Annotated in this window: 16 protein-coding genes; 5 read left to right on the plus strand and 11 right to left on the minus strand. The window is 66.5% G+C overall.

What is annotated here, in order from left to right; translation table 11 throughout:
• Window positions 1-15: 15 nt before the first annotated feature.
• Both ACWFRF_RS01585 and ACWFRF_RS01590 read right to left on the minus strand, forming a co-directional pair.
• Complete coding sequence (locus tag ACWFRF_RS01585; protein WP_452448466.1) at window positions 16-966, minus strand: M56 family metallopeptidase; 951 nt, start codon at window positions 964-966, stop codon at window positions 16-18.
• Window positions 963-1,328, minus strand: a complete 366-nt coding sequence (locus ACWFRF_RS01590; protein ID WP_449960825.1) for a BlaI/MecI/CopY family transcriptional regulator — start codon at window positions 1,326-1,328, stop codon at window positions 963-965. Before ACWFRF_RS01590 ends, ACWFRF_RS01585 begins: the two co-directional genes overlap by 4 nt.
• Before the next feature lie 166 nt (window positions 1,329-1,494).
• Here ACWFRF_RS01590 and ACWFRF_RS01595 point away from each other — a divergent pair, with 166 nt between their 5' ends.
• Window positions 1,495-1,998: an SRPBCC family protein gene (locus ACWFRF_RS01595; protein WP_378989720.1), complete on the plus strand. Its 504-nt coding sequence runs from the start codon at window positions 1,495-1,497 to the stop codon at window positions 1,996-1,998.
• 31 nt (window positions 1,999-2,029) lie between these two features.
• Here the strand turns inward: ACWFRF_RS01595 and ACWFRF_RS01600 are convergent, their stop codons facing one another.
• Window positions 2,030-2,842, minus strand: a complete 813-nt coding sequence (locus ACWFRF_RS01600; protein ID WP_452448467.1) for an alpha/beta fold hydrolase — start codon at window positions 2,840-2,842, stop codon at window positions 2,030-2,032.
• A gap of 113 nt (window positions 2,843-2,955) precedes the next feature.
• Window positions 2,956-4,659 carry a hypothetical protein gene (locus ACWFRF_RS01605; RefSeq protein ID WP_452448468.1) on the minus strand — a complete coding sequence of 568 codons (1,704 nt, stop codon included), beginning with the start codon at window positions 4,657-4,659 and terminating at the stop codon, window positions 2,956-2,958.
• A gap of 119 nt (window positions 4,660-4,778) precedes the next feature.
• On the opposite strand from ACWFRF_RS01605, the gene ACWFRF_RS01610 reads away from it, so the two are divergent.
• Window positions 4,779-5,873 (plus strand): alpha/beta hydrolase, encoded by a 1,095-nt coding sequence (locus ACWFRF_RS01610; protein WP_452448469.1) that lies wholly within the window; start codon window positions 4,779-4,781, stop codon window positions 5,871-5,873.
• Here the strand turns inward: ACWFRF_RS01610 and ACWFRF_RS01615 are convergent.
• On the minus strand, window positions 5,856-7,295 hold the full coding sequence (locus ACWFRF_RS01615; RefSeq protein ID WP_452448470.1) for a helix-turn-helix domain-containing protein: 1,440 nt from the start codon (window positions 7,293-7,295) through the stop codon (window positions 5,856-5,858). The genes ACWFRF_RS01610 and ACWFRF_RS01615 overlap by 18 nt on opposite strands.
• Window positions 7,296-7,873: 578 nt before the next feature.
• Between ACWFRF_RS01615 and ACWFRF_RS01620 the strand changes: the two genes are divergently transcribed.
• On the plus strand, window positions 7,874-8,077 hold the full coding sequence (locus ACWFRF_RS01620) for a hypothetical protein (RefSeq protein WP_449960808.1): 204 nt from the start codon (window positions 7,874-7,876) through the stop codon (window positions 8,075-8,077).
• Window positions 8,078-8,125: 48 nt separating this feature from the next.
• Here ACWFRF_RS01620 and ACWFRF_RS01625 read toward each other — a convergent pair whose 3' ends face one another.
• From ACWFRF_RS01625 to ACWFRF_RS01650, 6 genes are all read right to left on the minus strand, one after another.
• On the minus strand, window positions 8,126-9,391 hold the full coding sequence (locus ACWFRF_RS01625; protein WP_452448471.1) for a dihydrolipoamide acetyltransferase family protein: 1,266 nt from the start codon (window positions 9,389-9,391) through the stop codon (window positions 8,126-8,128).
• 26 nt (window positions 9,392-9,417) lie between these two features.
• Window positions 9,418-10,401 (minus strand): alpha-ketoacid dehydrogenase subunit beta, encoded by a 984-nt coding sequence (locus ACWFRF_RS01630; RefSeq protein WP_452448472.1) that lies wholly within the window; start codon window positions 10,399-10,401, stop codon window positions 9,418-9,420.
• Window positions 10,402-10,421: 20 nt separating this feature from the next.
• A complete protein-coding gene (gene pdhA / locus ACWFRF_RS01635) occupies window positions 10,422-11,519 on the minus strand; it encodes a pyruvate dehydrogenase (acetyl-transferring) E1 component subunit alpha (RefSeq protein WP_378989711.1) in 1,098 nt (365 codons plus the stop codon).
• A gap of 10 nt (window positions 11,520-11,529) precedes the next feature.
• Window positions 11,530-12,978 (minus strand): dihydrolipoyl dehydrogenase, encoded by a 1,449-nt coding sequence (gene lpdA / locus ACWFRF_RS01640; protein WP_452448473.1) that lies wholly within the window; start codon window positions 12,976-12,978, stop codon window positions 11,530-11,532.
• Between the two features lie 162 nt (window positions 12,979-13,140).
• Window positions 13,141-14,340 carry a PucR family transcriptional regulator gene (locus tag ACWFRF_RS01645; protein ID WP_452448474.1) on the minus strand — a complete coding sequence of 400 codons (1,200 nt, stop codon included), beginning with the start codon at window positions 14,338-14,340 and terminating at the stop codon, window positions 13,141-13,143.
• Between the two features lie 67 nt (window positions 14,341-14,407).
• Window positions 14,408-14,875, minus strand: a complete 468-nt coding sequence (locus ACWFRF_RS01650) for a MarR family winged helix-turn-helix transcriptional regulator (protein WP_452448475.1) — start codon at window positions 14,873-14,875, stop codon at window positions 14,408-14,410.
• Between the two features lie 135 nt (window positions 14,876-15,010).
• Here ACWFRF_RS01650 and ACWFRF_RS01655 point away from each other — a divergent pair, with 135 nt between their 5' ends.
• Both ACWFRF_RS01655 and ACWFRF_RS01660 read left to right on the plus strand, forming a co-directional pair.
• A complete protein-coding gene (locus tag ACWFRF_RS01655) occupies window positions 15,011-15,382 on the plus strand; it encodes a VOC family protein (RefSeq protein ID WP_452448476.1) in 372 nt (123 codons plus the stop codon).
• A 63-nt stretch (window positions 15,383-15,445) separates the two neighbouring features.
• Entirely contained in the window at window positions 15,446-16,729 is a 1,284-nt protein-coding gene (locus ACWFRF_RS01660) for a class I SAM-dependent methyltransferase (RefSeq protein ID WP_379315053.1), read from the plus strand.
• Window positions 16,730-16,800: the final 71 nt, after the last annotated feature.

The raw sequence follows: 16,800 nt of genomic DNA on the forward strand, positions 1-16,800 counted from the left end.
TTTTGTGGCGGGTTCTCAGACCACCAGCGCGCTCACCAGTGCCGCACTCACACCGACCACGGCCACCGCCGCCGCAGGCGCGAGCAGCATCATGGCGACCAGCATCGTGATCGCCGTTCGGCGTGCGACGGCACGAGACTCCGGCGCGGCCGCCAGGCACTCGAGACGCATCGACAGCGAGTCATCGATCAACCGCAGCGGCGTGCCCGGGATCGACGGCATGCGGGAGGCGACGGTATGCAGCGCCCCGGACAGCGCCCGCGAATCGGTCGAGGCCGCGGCCGACCGATCGGCAGCGAATTCGACCAAGGTGGCGACGGCTACCGGAGCCGCGGCGAAGAGCGGAATCCACGAAAAGGCTTGGGCGAGAACCTGACAGACGCCGAGAATGTGGTGATGGAACCCGCGCAGATGCGCGTGTTCGTGCGCGAGTACCGCACGCCACTGCGGTTCGGTCAGGCAGCTCCGCAGCCCGTCGGTGACCACCACGTACCCACCGCGCCCGGCGACGCTGTACGCCAGCGGAATCGGATGATCGAGCCGGACCAGTTTCGCCCCAGCCCCATCGACCCGGCCCACCATCTCGACCAACTCCCAGTGCTTGCGGCGCAGCGCGGCCCCGCGCCCCCGGTAGCCGACGACGATCCGTGCCAGCTGTCCGGTCGGTACGATCGTGGCGACCACGGCGATCGGCATGATCAGCCCCGCCGCCCAGGTGACGACCGCCGGTTCGACCGCGGCCAGACTGCGCACCACGGTGCCCGCCAACACATTTCCCGGCGGATCGCCCGGCCACGCCAATGCGATCACGGCCAGCACCCCACAGCCGATCGTCGCGACGAGCGCACCCAGCCACGCCACCAACCCGGCGACCGGGGCGGCGGTGAAATCGACCCGGGACAGGAACGCTGGAGCGAGCACAGCCAGCGCGATACCGGCCGCCAGCAACCCGGTCAGCAGGATCATGGTCCGCGCTCGTCGTCGGAGAGTCCCCGGCGCAGCGCCTCGACCTCGGGCGCACTGGCCGTGCGGACCAGATGCAACAGCACCGCGGGAGCGTCGGGGCTGGCGTCGAGGATCTCGCGCAGCAGATCGGTCGTCGCCTCGGCCCGGGTCCGGCTGGGCCGGTATCGATAGGAACGCCCGACCTTCTCGCGCCGCACCCACTTCTTCTCCCACAGGTGTGTCACCACGGTCAGCACGGTGGTGTACGCGGGAACCCGCTGGTCGTTGTCCCACCGATCCACCAGATCATGCACCGACAGCGCCGCCGAACTCTCCCACAGCACAGCCATCACCTGGCTCTCCAGCGCCCCGAGCCCCTTCATCACTCCCCCTCGTCCGCCGCGACAACACCACCGGACCGGATGCCGCCCGCCCAATTTACTATCCGACATAGTTTTTCGGACGACATGCTGTGAGATGTCCTCGGTCCGCCGAGGCTGCGATCACCGAGCTACGGCGCCGGCACCACAGTCGGCTAGGTTCGTGCCCATGAGCCGCACCACGACCGTCTTCGACAGCATCGACATCGCTGCCGATCCGGTGTCCATCTATCAGCAGGTCAGCGATCCGACACTGATGGGTCGGTGGAGCCCGGAGAACCGTGGCGCCAAGGTGGCCCAACCGCGCGAGTCCACTTACGTGGGAATGGAATTCGAAGGGTTGAACAAGCGTGGCGGTGCTCGCTGGGTGACCCGCTGCGTGGTGATCGCGGCCGAGCCGGGACAGCGGTTCGCGTTCCGCGTCGAGGCGATCGGCGTCCGGCGGCCATGGATCCGCGCGGGTATCGCGACCTGGGACTACCGGTTCGAGCCGGACGACGGTGGCACCCTGGTCACCGAGACCTGGCACGACGATCGCAAGTCATGGCCGGACGCGGCGGTTCAGGTCTTCGACCGGATCGCCACCGGCGGCGACACCTTCGTGGAATTCCAGCGCAAGAACATCCGCCGCACGCTGCGCAACCTCAAGCAGCACTTCGAGTCGAACGACTGAACGCGGGCGCCGGAGGGGCCTAACCGTCTTCCTACCGGTCGCCGTCAAGGCTCGCCGACGGCACGCCCGTCGTGGTGGGCACGGCGCCCGTCGTCGCCAGAATCGTCGCCGCGACCAGTTTCGGATCGTCGATCATCGGCACATGGCCGACGCCCGGCAAGATCTCGAAGCGGGCCCGCGGGAAGCGCTCCTGGGCGATGCGGCCATTGACCGCCGGCGGCAGGATCGCGTCCTTCTCCGACCAGGCCAGGGTGATCGGACACGGCAACTCCGACACCGACGCGATCTGCTCCCTGGTGTCGAGCACGTCTTCGGTGACCGTGCACCCGATGAGGTCGGCGGCCGCTGTCAGTGCTTGCGTCGGTGTCAAACGATCAGCGCGACAAGCGATATCGCGCAGCGCGAGCCGCCGGACCACCGCCGATCGCATGACCACCGGTTGAACCGGTCGCGACAGCTCGACCAGGGCGCCCAAGCGGCGCAGCTTCCTGACCGCGTCGGTCTGCCCATGGCCACCACCATCCCAGAACCCGGCAGGTGAGAGCGCGCAGACGCTCAATGCCCGACCCCGCAACGCGAGCTCGATGGCCATCCACCCGCCGAGCGAGTTCCCCGCGAGATGAGCCTTCCCGATACCCCGCTCGTCCAGCATGCGCTCCGCCGCGTCAACGATGTCGCGCACCTTGACCGGACGCTCGCGCACCGCCGGCCCGCCCCGATGCCCGAGCGCTGTCAGCGCGACCACGTCGTGATGATCGGTCAGGCGCGGAACGACGTCTTCCCACGCCGCCGCCGACATGGTGACGCCATGGAACAAGACGACCGAGGACTTACCGGAACTCATGGGCAGATGCTACTCACCCCGGTCGCGCTGGGCCCGGTCGACGCGTTCGGCCTCGACGCGAGCCTTCACCCCACAGACACCCCCCGATCGGCGGCGGCCGCAGCACACCCGCACTAGGAAGCGCCGGTGGCGAATTCGGCGAGACGAGTGGAGACCACCTCGGGTCTGCCGTCGTTCTGATGAGCCGCGGCAGTGAGGACGTCGATGTGGTTGTAGCCCGGGAGGTGGATCACTTCGTCCTGGGGGCTTCCCGAGTCCGCGACCGGGATACCGCCGCTGCTGCGGAAAGTCAGGATGGGGTTGCGATCCACGCCGTCGAGATGGATGTGATGAACGGCGAACGACGGTGCCGTCGTCTGTTGGAGGTCGAGGCTGAGACGGGTGGGGAAATACCACTCGGTGAAGTCGAGGGGTGGTTCGCACAGACTGCGGGCCAGTTCACCGATGGCGGTCACTTCGCTGGTCGAGGACGTGTAGGGGGCGGTCAATTCCGCTGTGTCGTCGTAATCTGCCCAGCGGTAGAGGGTATCCGGGTGGTAGACCGTCGGCGAAATCTTCGGTGCGTCGCCGAACATCCCCATCGCCAGCGGGCTCAGTGCGATCGAGTCCGGAAGGGGAAAGGATTTCGGGCCGATCGGGCCGCCGGTGGGGAAACCCACGCTCGCTTGGAGGAATCCGAGTGGTTGGGAATTGTCATCGAGGATCGCGCCCAGCACAGCTTCGTTGGTGGCGTTCAGGTCACGCACATCCGGTTGTCCGGTAACGAACATGGCGGCGTCCTGGGAGAGCAGGGTTCGCAGGGTTGCGGCGACATTGGGATTGTCGGGCAGTCGTCGCACGAGGTCGTTGGCGCCGTCGGGACTCAGTCTGGCCGCGAGGCCTGCCAGGGCGAGCAGATTGGTGGTTTCGGGATTGATCACCGCGGGCAGGCGTAAGACCGGCAGCGCGGTATCGAGTTGCAGCGATACGGCTTCCACCGATCCGGCAATCGGTGCGGGAAGCTCGGGGACCTGAAGGCCGCGCAGGCTCAGTCCGGCTTGAATGGTGGTGTCGAGCGCAAAATAGCCCGAGCACTGGTTATATCCGGCGTTATCGGTGGTTGCCGGATCCCCGTCGAAGTCCCACTCCGCGAAATAGCCGGTGACGAAGCCGCCCAGCGAATGGCCGCCGCACAGTATCTTTCGCTTGCGCACCGCTTGGTCGGGGAATTCGATCCGCAGCACGTCGTATTGGTCGCGCAGGGTTTGTGCGAGTCCCTGATCTCGCAACCACGCTGTTGCCGCACCGTCGGCATATCCGCTGAACCGGCGACCGTCGGCCTCGGCGCCGCGGAAGTAATAGTCCGCCGCGGTATCGAACGATCCGGTCCGTAAGGCCGCGGCGACCCCGGTGTGGTCCTCCAAGCAATTCGACCGACGATCCAGTGCCCAGAATTCGATGTATCGTCCCGACTCCGCCGCCGACGCGACAGTGTTGCGCGCCACACTGTCGAAGGCGCCAGCCCCCTCGAAGACACCGGGTTGCGCGACCAGGACACGCTCGGCGTCGGCCGAGGACCGCGGTCCGTCGATCGCCCGCCACCGCAGATACGACAGGGTGTCGCACGCCTGCGGATGCGGCAGGCTGCCCGGCGGCAACGGCACCGCGAGAGTGACTTTCGATGCGACGACCGACGTCACCGGCGACGAAGTCGAGTACACCGTTTCCGTGCGGACGGGCACCTCACCGCTCGCGACCGGGGCTGCGGCAGACACGCCGATTCCGGCCATCGCCAATGCTGTCACCAATGCCGAGACGCTGTTTAGCCGAAGTCGCATACGAACATTCCCTTATTCACGGTCACCGATATCGGACCCTGTCCCACTGTGAGGCAACCGGAATAGGCCCGCACCTGTTTTCGATCACAACAGCGAGCTCATCTCCAAGGCCGCTGAAAATGCGTGGACCGGCGGCGCACAAGTCCGTCGCATCGTCTGGGAACCCGGCAGCGTTCGCCTGCGTCGATGGTCGCGCTGATGGCTCCGTCTCCTGCCGCGCCGGCGCCACGGACCTCGGCGATGACCGCCTGAACCTTGGCTTCGGCCCGGATCTCGTCGACAGTATGCGGCGCGTCCTCGGTGAACGGACTGCCGATACTCGACGATGCAGCCACCGGCGTATAGAACCCTCGCCGATTGTTTGGTTGACTGGCCCTGTGGTTTCCACGAGCACCATCACCAGCATCCGCACCCTCGACGGCCTGCACCTGGCAGGCACCATCGTCACCCCTGACCAACCGCCGGCTAACGCCGCGCTGCTGGTGCACGGTGGTGGTGTCACCCGCGAGGAGGGTGGCTTCTTCACCCGGCTGGCGGATGGGTTGGCCGAGTCCGGGGTTGCCTCGCTGCGGTTCGATCTGCGTGGTCACGGGGACAGCGAGGGCCGACAGGAAGAACTGACGCTGTCGACGATCCTCAACGATATCCGGGTTGCGCTGGCGGCACTGCGGTCATCCACCGGTGCCGCGGCGCTGAGCCTGCTCGGAGCCAGCTTCGGCGGCGGCATCTGCGCCTATTACGCTGCCAAGCGTCCTGACGAGCTGACACGGCTGGTGCTGCTCAATCCTCAGGTCGACTACAAGAAGCGCACTATCGATAGCCGTCCGTACTGGACGAACGAGGTCATCAGCGACGAAGCCGCCCAGGAGCTGAACCAGGCCGGTGCCATCCAGTTCACCCCGTCGCTCAAACATGGTCGCCCACTGCTCAACGAGGTGTTTTGGCTGAAGCCCAACGAAGTCCTCGGCGAGATCCGAACTCCCACCCTGATCGTCCACGGTAACGCCGACACACTCGTGTCGATCGACGGCTCCCGCCAGGCCCTCGACCAGTTCACCGCCCCGGTCGAGCTGGTCGAGGTCGACGGTTCGCAACACGGCTTCGCCGTCCACGACGATCCGCAGTACCTGAACCCGAAGAGCCAGCACTATCAGGCATTCGTCATCGAGACCGTGGCCCAGTGGCTCACCACCGGTTCATCGGGCAGGAGCTAGCACCTCGTGCAGGGCACGAACACTGGCGCGGTTCCGCCACGGCTCGAGCACCTGCAACACTTCGATGATCACGTTCATCGTTCGTTCTGAGCGCGTCTCGCGGGCAACCTTGACGGCGGTAGTGGCCAGGGATGCAGCTTCATCCGGTTCACCGCTGAGGGCGAGGGCGTTGGCCTGCCGGGCGCTGAAGAAGCCGCTGTCGCGCCGAGACAACCCGTTGCCTGCCAGCACCGCGCCGAACATCTCCACGGCCCGCTGCGGTTTGCCTGCCTCGGTGAAACAGGTCGCCGAGCGCAGTTGCAGGGTTCCTTCGTTGAAGTAGGTGCCGAACAGTTGGTCGTCGTCAGGGTGGGTTCGGGTCAGCAGTTCGGAAGCTTCGCCGAGGTGCTGCTCGACCGCGATCGCCGATTCGCCGATCATGGCCAGCCCCAGGGCTTCTTGCTGTACCACCTCGGCCCGAACGCGGGCAGGCAACTGCCACGGCCCCTGTTCGGCAGCCTGCGCCAGCCCCAACACCGCAGCGGCATCCTTGGACTCGTAGGCCATCTGCGACTTCTTGAGCAGGACGTAGCCCTGCAGGGGCAGACTGCCCGCCGCCTGCGCCCACTCCATCGCTCGGTCGTACAGGAAGGTAGCCGTGACCGGATCGTAGAGATCGCGGTACAGCCAGCCCGCGAATTCGGCACCATCGGCGCCAACCGTCAGCAGTGACCGACGAACATCGGGCCGCATGTCCTTGCTGTGCCGCGTGATCGCACCGAGAATCGCCAGCATCAGGGGCAATGCCCCAGTCGGGCCACGTTGGCCGTCATCAGCCTTGCACCGGGCGAGCTGATCGCGGAAGAACTCGACCACCGAACCGTCGAAGTAGCGATAGGCATCATCCAGTGCCAGTGCGATCTGCCCGAGGTCGCCGGTGTGGCTGGCAGCTGGTGGTGTCCCTCGGCCACCGGCGAGGAGCCACCGCGCGAGACGAAGACCTGCATCGCCGTCGTGGTGGTCAGGTGCGATGGCTTCGTCCTCGTCTGCCAGGGGCAACTTGAACCACAACAACTCGACCGGAATGCGTAGCGCCTGCGCCCACTGGGTGAGGCGCGAAAGCTGTTCGGGGGCGGGGCCTTTCTCGATCCTGCTCAGCTGGGCTTGGGTCAGGCCGAGCCACGACGCGATCAGTTCCTGTGGCAGAACGCGACCATGGTGCGGATGTAGCCGATAGGCGTAGATGACCCGGCCGATATGCCAAGTAGACAGCGCATCTCGCATTTGGTCGGTTTGCCAGAATCCGGCGGGTACCTGAGGTGGGTGAGCCAGTTGTTCGCGAAAGGCGAGATCGCAAGGATGACAGAATTTCTGGGCGTTGTAACTGCTGAGTCTGTTCCCACAGTGAGCGCAGTAACGCTGCGTTCTGGGTGCCCGCGTCATGACTTGCTACTCCCGGATTCGCTCGGGTGATGCCATTTCCCCTGGTCAGGTGGACCGTACCAGCTCATGATCAGGGGCGCTATACGTTTCATGCATACCTCGACACTCCCTGCACTAAAGGGCTTTTCGGGCTCAAGGGGCGGTGTCAGAGGCAGCGAGCAGAAGCCCCGGCCATACGCCCGGCGCATACGCCGGGGCGAAGTCGCGGCATACCGCCGGGGGGCTTCGGCGACAAGGCTGAGGCAGGTATCCGGCACCGGGCGACGCCGCGAATCCCTTTCGCGGCGCACCGGTCTGCCCGTGGGTGGCAGGGCGGTGGCGAAAGCCCCGGTGCCGGGTGCGTCCAAATCCCGCCACTGAAGCTGCTGAAACGGAGACGCTATGCCCAGCCAGTCCAAGCTCGACATGTCGCCGACGAACTGACTCGAGGCCGCCCGCAGTTCGTCGTGACGATCGACGACGAACTTCACCGCGAACTACCACCCCTCCCGTGCGCCAGGCTCTGGGATTGATGTTCGCCAGCAGCTCGCGAGTGCCCGCCATACTTACCGCTATCTCGAATCGAAGGGCGATCCGCCATGTCTACGCCAGATCCGAACGCGCAGAACATGTTCGTGGATGCCGCGGGCCTGCTGGCCGAGCACATGTGCCAGGTGCAGCTCCTCGGCTTGACCTTCACCCGCGCGTTGGAGCTTCAGGCGCTGCACAACCAGCACCGACCGGACGATTGCCGTGTGCATTTGCAGGTGGCGGTATGGCTGTGGGAATGGGGGGCGGGATGAGGTAATCGGCCTCTGCGGAAATGCATCCGCAGAGACCGGGTGTCCTTGTTACGTGACGATCCGTAGCGGATTCTCGACGAATTCCTTCAGGGTTGCCAGGAATTGGGCCGCGACCGCGCCGTCGATGGCCCGGTGGTCTGCGGACATGGTGACGCGAAGGATCTTGCGGGCGACCACTTCGCCGTTGTCGAGGCGGAGTTCGTCGGCCGCCGCTCCCACGGCGAGGATCGCGGATTCGGGCGAGTTGATCACCGCGGTGAATTGTTCGATGCCGAACATGCCGAGGTTGGAGATGGTGAAGGTGCCGCCCGACATGTCCTCGGCGCGGAGCTTGCGATCGCGGGCGCGGGTCGCCTTGTCGCGGCTCTCGGTCGCGATCTCGGAGACGCTCTTGCGGTCGGCGTCACGGATGACCGGGACGAGGAGTCCGACCGGGGTCGCCACCGCGACGCCGATGTGGATTCCTTGGTGGCGCAACAGCTTGTCGCCCGCGAAACTCACGTTGACCGAGGGATCCTTGCGCAGTGCAGTCGCGACCGCCTTGACGAGCAGGTCGTTCACGCTGACCTTGCTCTCGCCCGCCGCGTCCAGGGTGGCGTTGATCCGCGCGCGGAAGGCGAACAGCTCGGTCACGTCGATCGCGCTGGTCAGATAGAAGTGCGGTGCCTGCTGCTTGCTCTCGGTGAGCCGAGTTGCCGATACGCGCTGAATGTTGGTCAGCGCGACCTCTTCGAACTCCCCTGACGCCGGAACAGACTGCACGGCAACCGCACTCGCCTCAGGTGACGGCGTCGAGATGTCAGCGGGCGCCGCGACGCTGTGGGCCGCCTCCACGTCTCGTTTGGTGACCCGCCCACCAGGGCCGGTACCCACGACGGAGTCCATATCGACCTGCAACTCGCGGGCGATCTTGCGAGCGAGCGGCGAGGACTTGACCACGACCCTCGGCGAGACCGAGACGGGCTCACTGTGCGAACTACGTTGTGGTGCAAAGTCTCTGGCAGGAGAGTTGACAGCGGACGGCACGGCAACGGATGGCGTCACCGCAGCAGCGGCACCGGAATCCGCCGTCGAGGTGGTGCCGTCGCCGACGATCGCGATCGGCTCACCGATCGCGACCCGAACGCCCGGCTCGGCGAGGATCTTCTCGAGCACTCCGTCGTCGTAGGCTTCGAGTTCCATCAGCGCTTTGTCGGTTTCGATCTCGGCGACGATCTCGCCGCGGGTGATCTGGTCGCCGACCTGTTTGAGCCAGGCGGAGACGACGCCGTCCTCCATGGTGTCGGAGAGCCGGGGCATGACGATTTCGGGCATGATCTTGTCCGTCCTGTTCCTGGTTCTCAGCGCCGCCGGCCGACAGCGGCCAGGGTTTCCGTCACGGCGGTATAGAGCGATTCCGCGGACGGCAAGGCGAGCTTCTCCAGCGGCTTGGCATACGGCAGCGGGACCTCGGCCATCGCGACACGGCGGACCGGCGCGTCGAGATAGTCGAAGGCACCGTCGGAGATGGAGGCCGCGATTTCCGCGCCGATGCCGTAGGTGAGCCAGTCGTCCTCGCCGATCACCGCGCACCCGGTCTTGCGGACCGAGGCCACGATGGTGTCGCGATCGAGCGGACGCAAGCTGCGCAGGTCGATCACCTCCACCGAAATCCCCTCGCCGGCAAGACGTTGCGCGACCTCGGTCGCGACGGTGGCCATCCGGGAGTAGCCGATCAGCGTGATGTCGGTACCCTCCCGGGTGACCGCCGCCTTGCCGATCTGGGCAGGCGCAAGATCCTCGGGCACTTCGCCTTTGGTGTTGTAGAGCGACAGATTCTCCAGGAACAACACCGGATCGTCGTCGGCGATCGCGGCCTTGAGCAGCGCCCGCGCATCAGCGGGAGTACTGGGCGCCACGACCTTCAGACCGGGCACGAAGGCGTAGTACAACTCGATGTTCTGCGAATGCGTCGCCCCGAGTTGCTGGCCGCCGCCACCGGGAGTCCGGATCACCATGGGCACATTGGTCTGCCCGCCGAACATGCCGTAGATCTTCGCGGCGTGGTTGACGATCTGGTCCAGCGCCAGCAGCGAGAAGTTGATCGTCATGATCTCCACGACCGGGCGCAATCCGAGCATCGCGGCGCCGATCGCCGCACCGACGAAACCCTCCTCGGCGATGGGGGTGTCGCGTACTCGCTTCTCGCCGAACTCCTCGAGCAGACCGGCGGTGATCTTGTAGGAGCCTTCGAAGACACCGATCTCCTCCCCGATCAGAAAAACGTCGTCATCGCGTCGCATCTCTTCACGCAGGGTCTCGCGCAGCGCTTCGCGATAGGTCATGACAGGCACAGTGGGAGTCCTCAGTGGGTGAAGAGCGGATCGGCGGGCAGACGGCGGGAATCGCCCGGCACCGGAGTGGCGTAGGTGTAGTCGAACAGGCTCGACGGCTCCGGATGCGGGCTCGCGTCGGCGAATTCGACGGCGGCGGCGACACCGTCGGCCACCTCACGGTCGAGATCGGCCAGCGACGCTTCGGTGAGCACACCGGCGGCGAGCAAACGCCGCTGCCACAACACGATCGGATCGTGTTCACGCACCGTGGCAACAGTTTCGGTGCTGCGGTATTTGGCCGGGTCGACCACCGAGTGACCCTTGAGCCGGTAGCTCACCGCTTCGAGCAGTGCGGGTTTGCCTTCCCGGCGGGCACCTTCGATGAGTTCGCTCGCCAGGTCGCGCACGGCCAGCACATCGGTACCGTCCACCCGCTCCCCGCGCATGCGATAGGCCGCGGCGCGCTTCCACAGATCCGGTTCGGCCGAGGACTTCTCGACCGTGGTTCCCATGCCGGTCTGGTTGTTGATCACCAGGAACACCACCGGCAGCCGCCACAGCGCCGCGATATTGAGCGATTCGTGGAAGGCGCCGATATTGGTGGTGCCCTCCCCCATCTGGCACACCACGACGTCGTCGCCGTCGTTGTAGTCGATAGCCAGCGCCGCGCCGATCGCCAGGGGAACCTGTCCGCCCACGATGGCGTAGCCGCCCAGCAGCCGGGTCGCGGTGTCGTACATGTGCATCGAGCCGCCCCACCCCTTGGAGGTGCCGGTGGAGCGGCCGTAGAGCTCGGCCATCACGCGGCCCGGTTCGATGCCCTTGGCCAGTGCGTATCCGTGTTCGCGATAGTTGGTGAACAGGTAGTCGGTGGGGCGCATCGCCGCGCCCAGGCCGACGACCGTGGCTTCCTCGCCGAGGTTGAGATGGCAGTAGCCGCCGATCTTGGCCTGCTGGTAGCTCTGCGCGGTGCGCTCCTCGAAGCGCCGGATGAACAGCATGTCGCGGTAGAGACCACGCAGGGTCTCGGGATTCTCGGCCGCGACTGCGGAGTCGACATCCGAAGCGGGCGCGGCGGTTTCGGCCGGCTTGCGGGCGGGCTTGCTCCGCGCGGTGGTCGTGGTCATGTCGAGCTCCTCAACGCTTGCGTGGCGCGATGTGTACCGGCAGTCCGAGTCCGGCCATGGCCGCCTCCATGCCGATTTCGCCGAGTGTGGGGTGGGCGTGGATGGTGTCGGCCAACTCGTCGAGCGTGGCTTCCAGCGAGATCGCCAGCGCGCCTTCGGCGATCAGGTCGCTGGCGGACGGGCCGATGATGTGCACGCCGAGCACTTCCTGATGCGCTTGCCCCGCCACGATTTTGATGAACCCCTCGGTCTCGCCGAAAGTCTTGGCCCGGCCCAGTGCCGCGAACGGGAATTTGGCGGTGATCACCTCGTGGCCCGCCGTGCGAGCGGCCTCCTCCGTGAGACCGACGCTCGCGATCTCCGGGTGGGTGAACGTCGCTGCCGGGATGACCGTGTAGTCGATGTGGGTGTCGTGCCCGGCGATCACCTCGGCCGCGGTGATGCCCTGGTGGGAGGCGACATGGGCGAGAAGGGCCCGGCCGGTCACGTCGCCGATGGCGGACACGTGCTCGACATTTGTCCGCAGTCGATCGTCAACCTCGATGAAACCGCGCGCGTCCGTGGCGATTCCGGCCACTTCGAGACCGAGTTCGGCGGTGTTGGGGCGTCGCCCGACGCCGACGAGGACGACATCGGCGTCGAGTTCCTGTGCCGCTGGGCCGCCGACCGATACCCGCAGCGCGTCGCCCTCGGTGATCGCCGTGACGGTGGCGCCGGTGAGAACGGTGATGCCACGTTTGCGGAACGAGCGGCCGAGTGCGTCGCCGATCTCCCTGTCCTCCAACGGAACCAGGCGGTCCTGCATCTCCACGACCGTGACCTGGCTGCCGAACGTGGCGAACAGGCTGGCCCATTCCGCGCCGACCGCGCTGCCGCCGATGACCACCAACCGTCGCGGTACCTCGGTCAGCCCGAACGCGCCGTCGGAGGTGACGACGCCGGGCAATCCCGCGCCCGGGATCGGTAGCCGCGCGGGGACCGAACCGGTCGCGACGATCACGTCGCGCGCGTTCACCCGGCGAATCGCCGTTCCGGCGGGCGCGGCGTAGCGGGGGCCGCCGTCGAAGATCGGTGAGGCGCCGACTTCGTGGACCTCCACGACAGTCGGTTCGACGAACCGGGCATGACCCTCGATGACCGTGACACCATTGGCCTTCAGCAAGCCGGCTACACCGTCGGTCAGTTCTTTGACGATGGAGTCCTTGCGCTGGCGCACCGCGCCGAAGTCGTAGCGCACATTGTCGGCGAGAACACCGAATTCCGCTGCGGTGGTGAGAGTCTGGAAGACCTCCGCCGAGCGGAGCATCGCCTTGGTGGGAATGCAACCCCAGTTCAGGCACACGCCGCCGGGGCGTTCCTTCTCCACCACGCAGACCTTCAGGCCGCGTTGCGCGGCACGGATGGCGGCCACGTATCCGCCCGGTCCACCACCGATCACCAATAGATCGAATTCCAGCACTCGTGGTGCTCCTCAGCTCGAACGATCAACCCATCCACGGTCGTGGCTTGGATCATCCGTCGAGTCTCACGGTCCACAAATGCACAAACAACCAACCGACAGCCCAGAATTCGGGGCTCGAAAATGGGCGCTGCGCCCAATCGGTCACGGTTGCGGGGTTGGTCAGCCGGGTGGGTTGACGCCCATCTCCAGCGCGGCCAAGGCGAGGGAGAGTTCCAGGTAGGACCGCTGTCCTTCCAGTCGCCGACCCAGCAGGGCGGAGATTCGCTGGAGCCGGTTGATCACGGTGTTGCGATGGCAGTGCAGTCGCGGCGCGGCATTCGCCGCCGAGCAGTTCTCTTCGAGCCAGATCGCCAGGGTGCGCAACAGGATCTCGCGCTCTTTGGCCGGCAGTTCCAGCACCGGGCCGAGGGTGCGCGCGACCATGAGCGCGGTCAGGTCGGGAGAGCGCAGCAACAACGCTTCGGGGTAGCGCTGCTCCAACGACACCAGACCCCGTGCTGTCGCGGGCAGGGTCTCCAAGCCGAGCATCGCCAGCGCGTGGCCCGTCTCGATCTGCGCCAATCCCTGCACCACCGGTGACGCCGCTGCCCGGCCCCGGATCCGGCTTCCCACCTGGTCCAGCACAGCGGAACCGTCTCGCTGCTCGAGCGAGACCAGCCCCACCATGGTCTCGACGCGGTCGTGCCAGATCGACCGAATGCCCATCGCCGCCAACGCGGTCTCGGTGCCGAACTCCACGTGCGGACGATCACCGCGCACCGCGACCACCAGATACCCACCGTGGGCGGGCAAGTTCAGCTCGCGCGCCGCCCGCGCGGCGAAAGTCGCGTCACGGGCGCTGCCCGCCAGCAGGTCCTCGATCACGCCGTGCCGTCGCCGCTCGTCGCGACGAACCTGCTCCAGTTCGGTGCTGCGATAGGAGGTGACCAGCGACGACGACATGCCGTCGATGGCCGACCAGGTCGCCACTCCGATCTTGCGGACCTCACCGGGCGGGAGTTCGCCGGCCTTGTCGAGCAGCGCCTCCCACACGATCTGACCGCCGAGCCGGAACGTCCGCAACATAACCTCCAGGGGCACGCCCTGCGCGGCCCGATTGCGGCCGATGGCGGCGGCGACATCGTCGCGATCCGGGCCCGTCACGTCACCGGCGACCAGATCGAGCACCCTGGTCAGATAGCGGCAGCACGCATGGTGCAGGTCCTCCCGGCTCACCGGCGAGTAGTCGGTCCACTCCGGGATATCGGTGAAGATCGCGGCGATCAACTGCCTGGTCAGCGCGGGAATCTCGGTTCGGCACGCGGCCACCAGCTCCCTCGTACCCACCGGGGGAAGGGCGTGCTTGGATCTCGCGGCCATATCGCTAGACGCTACGCCCGCCCCCGACTACCGCTGATCAGCATCGCCACCTGTTCGAAGCGGGAGCTCATCGGATCGTCTCGTCGGCGAGGCGTTCCAGGTAGCCGGCGAATTGGCGACGGTCGTGCCCGGTCCACGACGCGGTGAGCTGATCGAAGCATCGGCGTTGCCAGTCATGGGATGCGGCGGACAACTCGCGGCCGCTGCCGGTGAGTCGCACGACGACCCGGCGGCGGTCGTCCGCTGAGCCCTCGCGGGCGAGGTATCCGGCCGCGACGGCGTCACGCACCATGCGGCTGGCACCGGAGTGGTCGAGGCCGAGCTGTTCGGCAACGTCGGTAACGGTGGTTTCCCTGTCTGTCCGAAGCGCGGCGGCGACGGCTTCCACGACTTGGATGTGCTGCACACGCCGCCGGTCATCGTCCGACTCCGGGATGGAGCCGGTGAATGCCTGGTTGCTCCAGCGGCGTGACCAGAAACGGACCAGCCGAAACAGTGCCGGACCTCCTTCGACCGCCTGACGGGGTTCGGTCACCGCAGGACCGGCTGCGGATGGGGAGTTTCTACCGTCGCGTGTGCCCACCCTCGACATTGTATGCGATGTGCACGTACATTTGTATGCGTATCGCATACAAATGACCTTTCCGGGTCCACTACTCAGGAGGTGGCGATGTCCATCGTTCTCCATCACACGATCATTCCGGCGACCGACAAGTGCTCCGCAGCAACATTTTTCGCCGAGATGATGGGGCTGACGGTCTCAGCACCCAGCGGGCCCTTCGTGCCGGTGCGGGTCAACGACGATCTGACGTTCGACTTCGACGACCGTGGGCAAGTCGAGCCCGGCCACTACGCCTTCCTGGTCGACGACGACACCTTGGACGCCGTGCTGGGGCGGCTGGCTACGTGGCCTGCGGTCGATTACGGCTCAGGGCCCGAACACGGATGGGACCGGCAGGTCAATCACCTGGCAGGTGGACGCGGGGTCTATGTTCGCGACCCCGACGGCCACAGCTACGAGCTGTTCACCCGAGTTCCCTGATCTGGGACGGATGGCGCCGCGTCGTTGCCACAGCGGCGGCGCGAAGCGGGCCATAGTGGTCGGATGGGTAACCAGTCCACGATCGCTACCGCGTTCCAACCCCTGCTGCGAGCCACGCTGGGCCCCCGCCCCGCGGTGGGGTTCGAGTTCTGGGACGGCAGCACGATCCATCCCGACGGGGAGAGTCCCGGCACGATGCGCGTGCGCTCCGAGGACGCGCTACGTCACCTGGTCTGGGCGCCGGGCGAGCTCGGCTTGGCGCGTGCTTTCGTCTCGGGCGCGGTGGATCTCGACGGCGATATCTTCACGATGCTGCGAGCACTCCAGTCGACCGCGCCGAACGATGCCCGCCTCGGTCTCGGGGCGACATGGCAGGCCATCGGCGCGGCGCGCCAGCTCGGGGCGCTCGGTCGCCGCCTGGAACCGCCGCCGGAGGAAGCCCGTCCGCAGCGTGGACCCCTGCACACCAAGCGGCGCGATGCGGCGGCGATCAGCCATCACTACGACGTCAGCAACGACTTCTACCGGCTGGTGCTCGGACCGAGCATGACCTACTCCTGCGCGCGGTTCGTGCCGGACGACGACGGCTCGCTCGAGGCCGCCCAACGAGCCAAACACGACCTGATCTGCCGCAAATTGGGCCTGGCCGAGCAGTCGGGTATGCGCCTGCTCGACGTGGGCTGCGGCTGGGGATCCATGGCGATCCACGCGGCGTCGACCTACGGCGCGCAGGTCGTCGGCGTCACCATCAGCAGCGCTCAGGTCGAGCTCGCCCGCAAACGCGTCGCCGAGGCGGGGTTGTCGGACAGCGTCGAGATCAGGCTTGCCGACTATCGGGACCTGCGCGGCGAGCAGTTCGACGCCATCTCCTCGATCGGCATGTTCGAGCACGTCGGCTCCGGGCGCGCCGCCGAATACTTCGACACTCTGCGCGCACTGCTGCACCCGCGCGGACGGCTGCTCAACCACGCCATTTCCTCGCCGGGCGGATCCGTCATGCGCAATCGTTCCTTCATCGGGCGCTACGTCTTCCCGGACGGCGAACTCGTCGATGTGGGCGAGGTCGTGCTCGCCATGCAACGCGCCGGATTCGAGGTCCGTGACGTCGAAGCCCTGCGCGAGCACTACGAACGCACCCTCCGCCAATGGGTCGCGAATCTGGAAAACGAGTGGGCACAGGCGGTTTCGCTCGTCGGCGATGGGCGAGCCCGAATCTGGCGGCTGTACATGGCTGCCTCCGCGCTGGGCTTCGAGGACGGCGGACTCGGGATTCACCAGGTCCTCGGCGTGGTGCCCGAAGCGACAGGCAACGCCGAGATGCCCGCGACACGACGCGACTGGGGATAGTCCGCGCGGGTCAGCGCACGGCAACAGCTCGCACAACGATCACCATCCCGATATGATGAATCATTTATGCA

The organism is Nocardia sp. NPDC055165, from assembly GCF_053606985.1.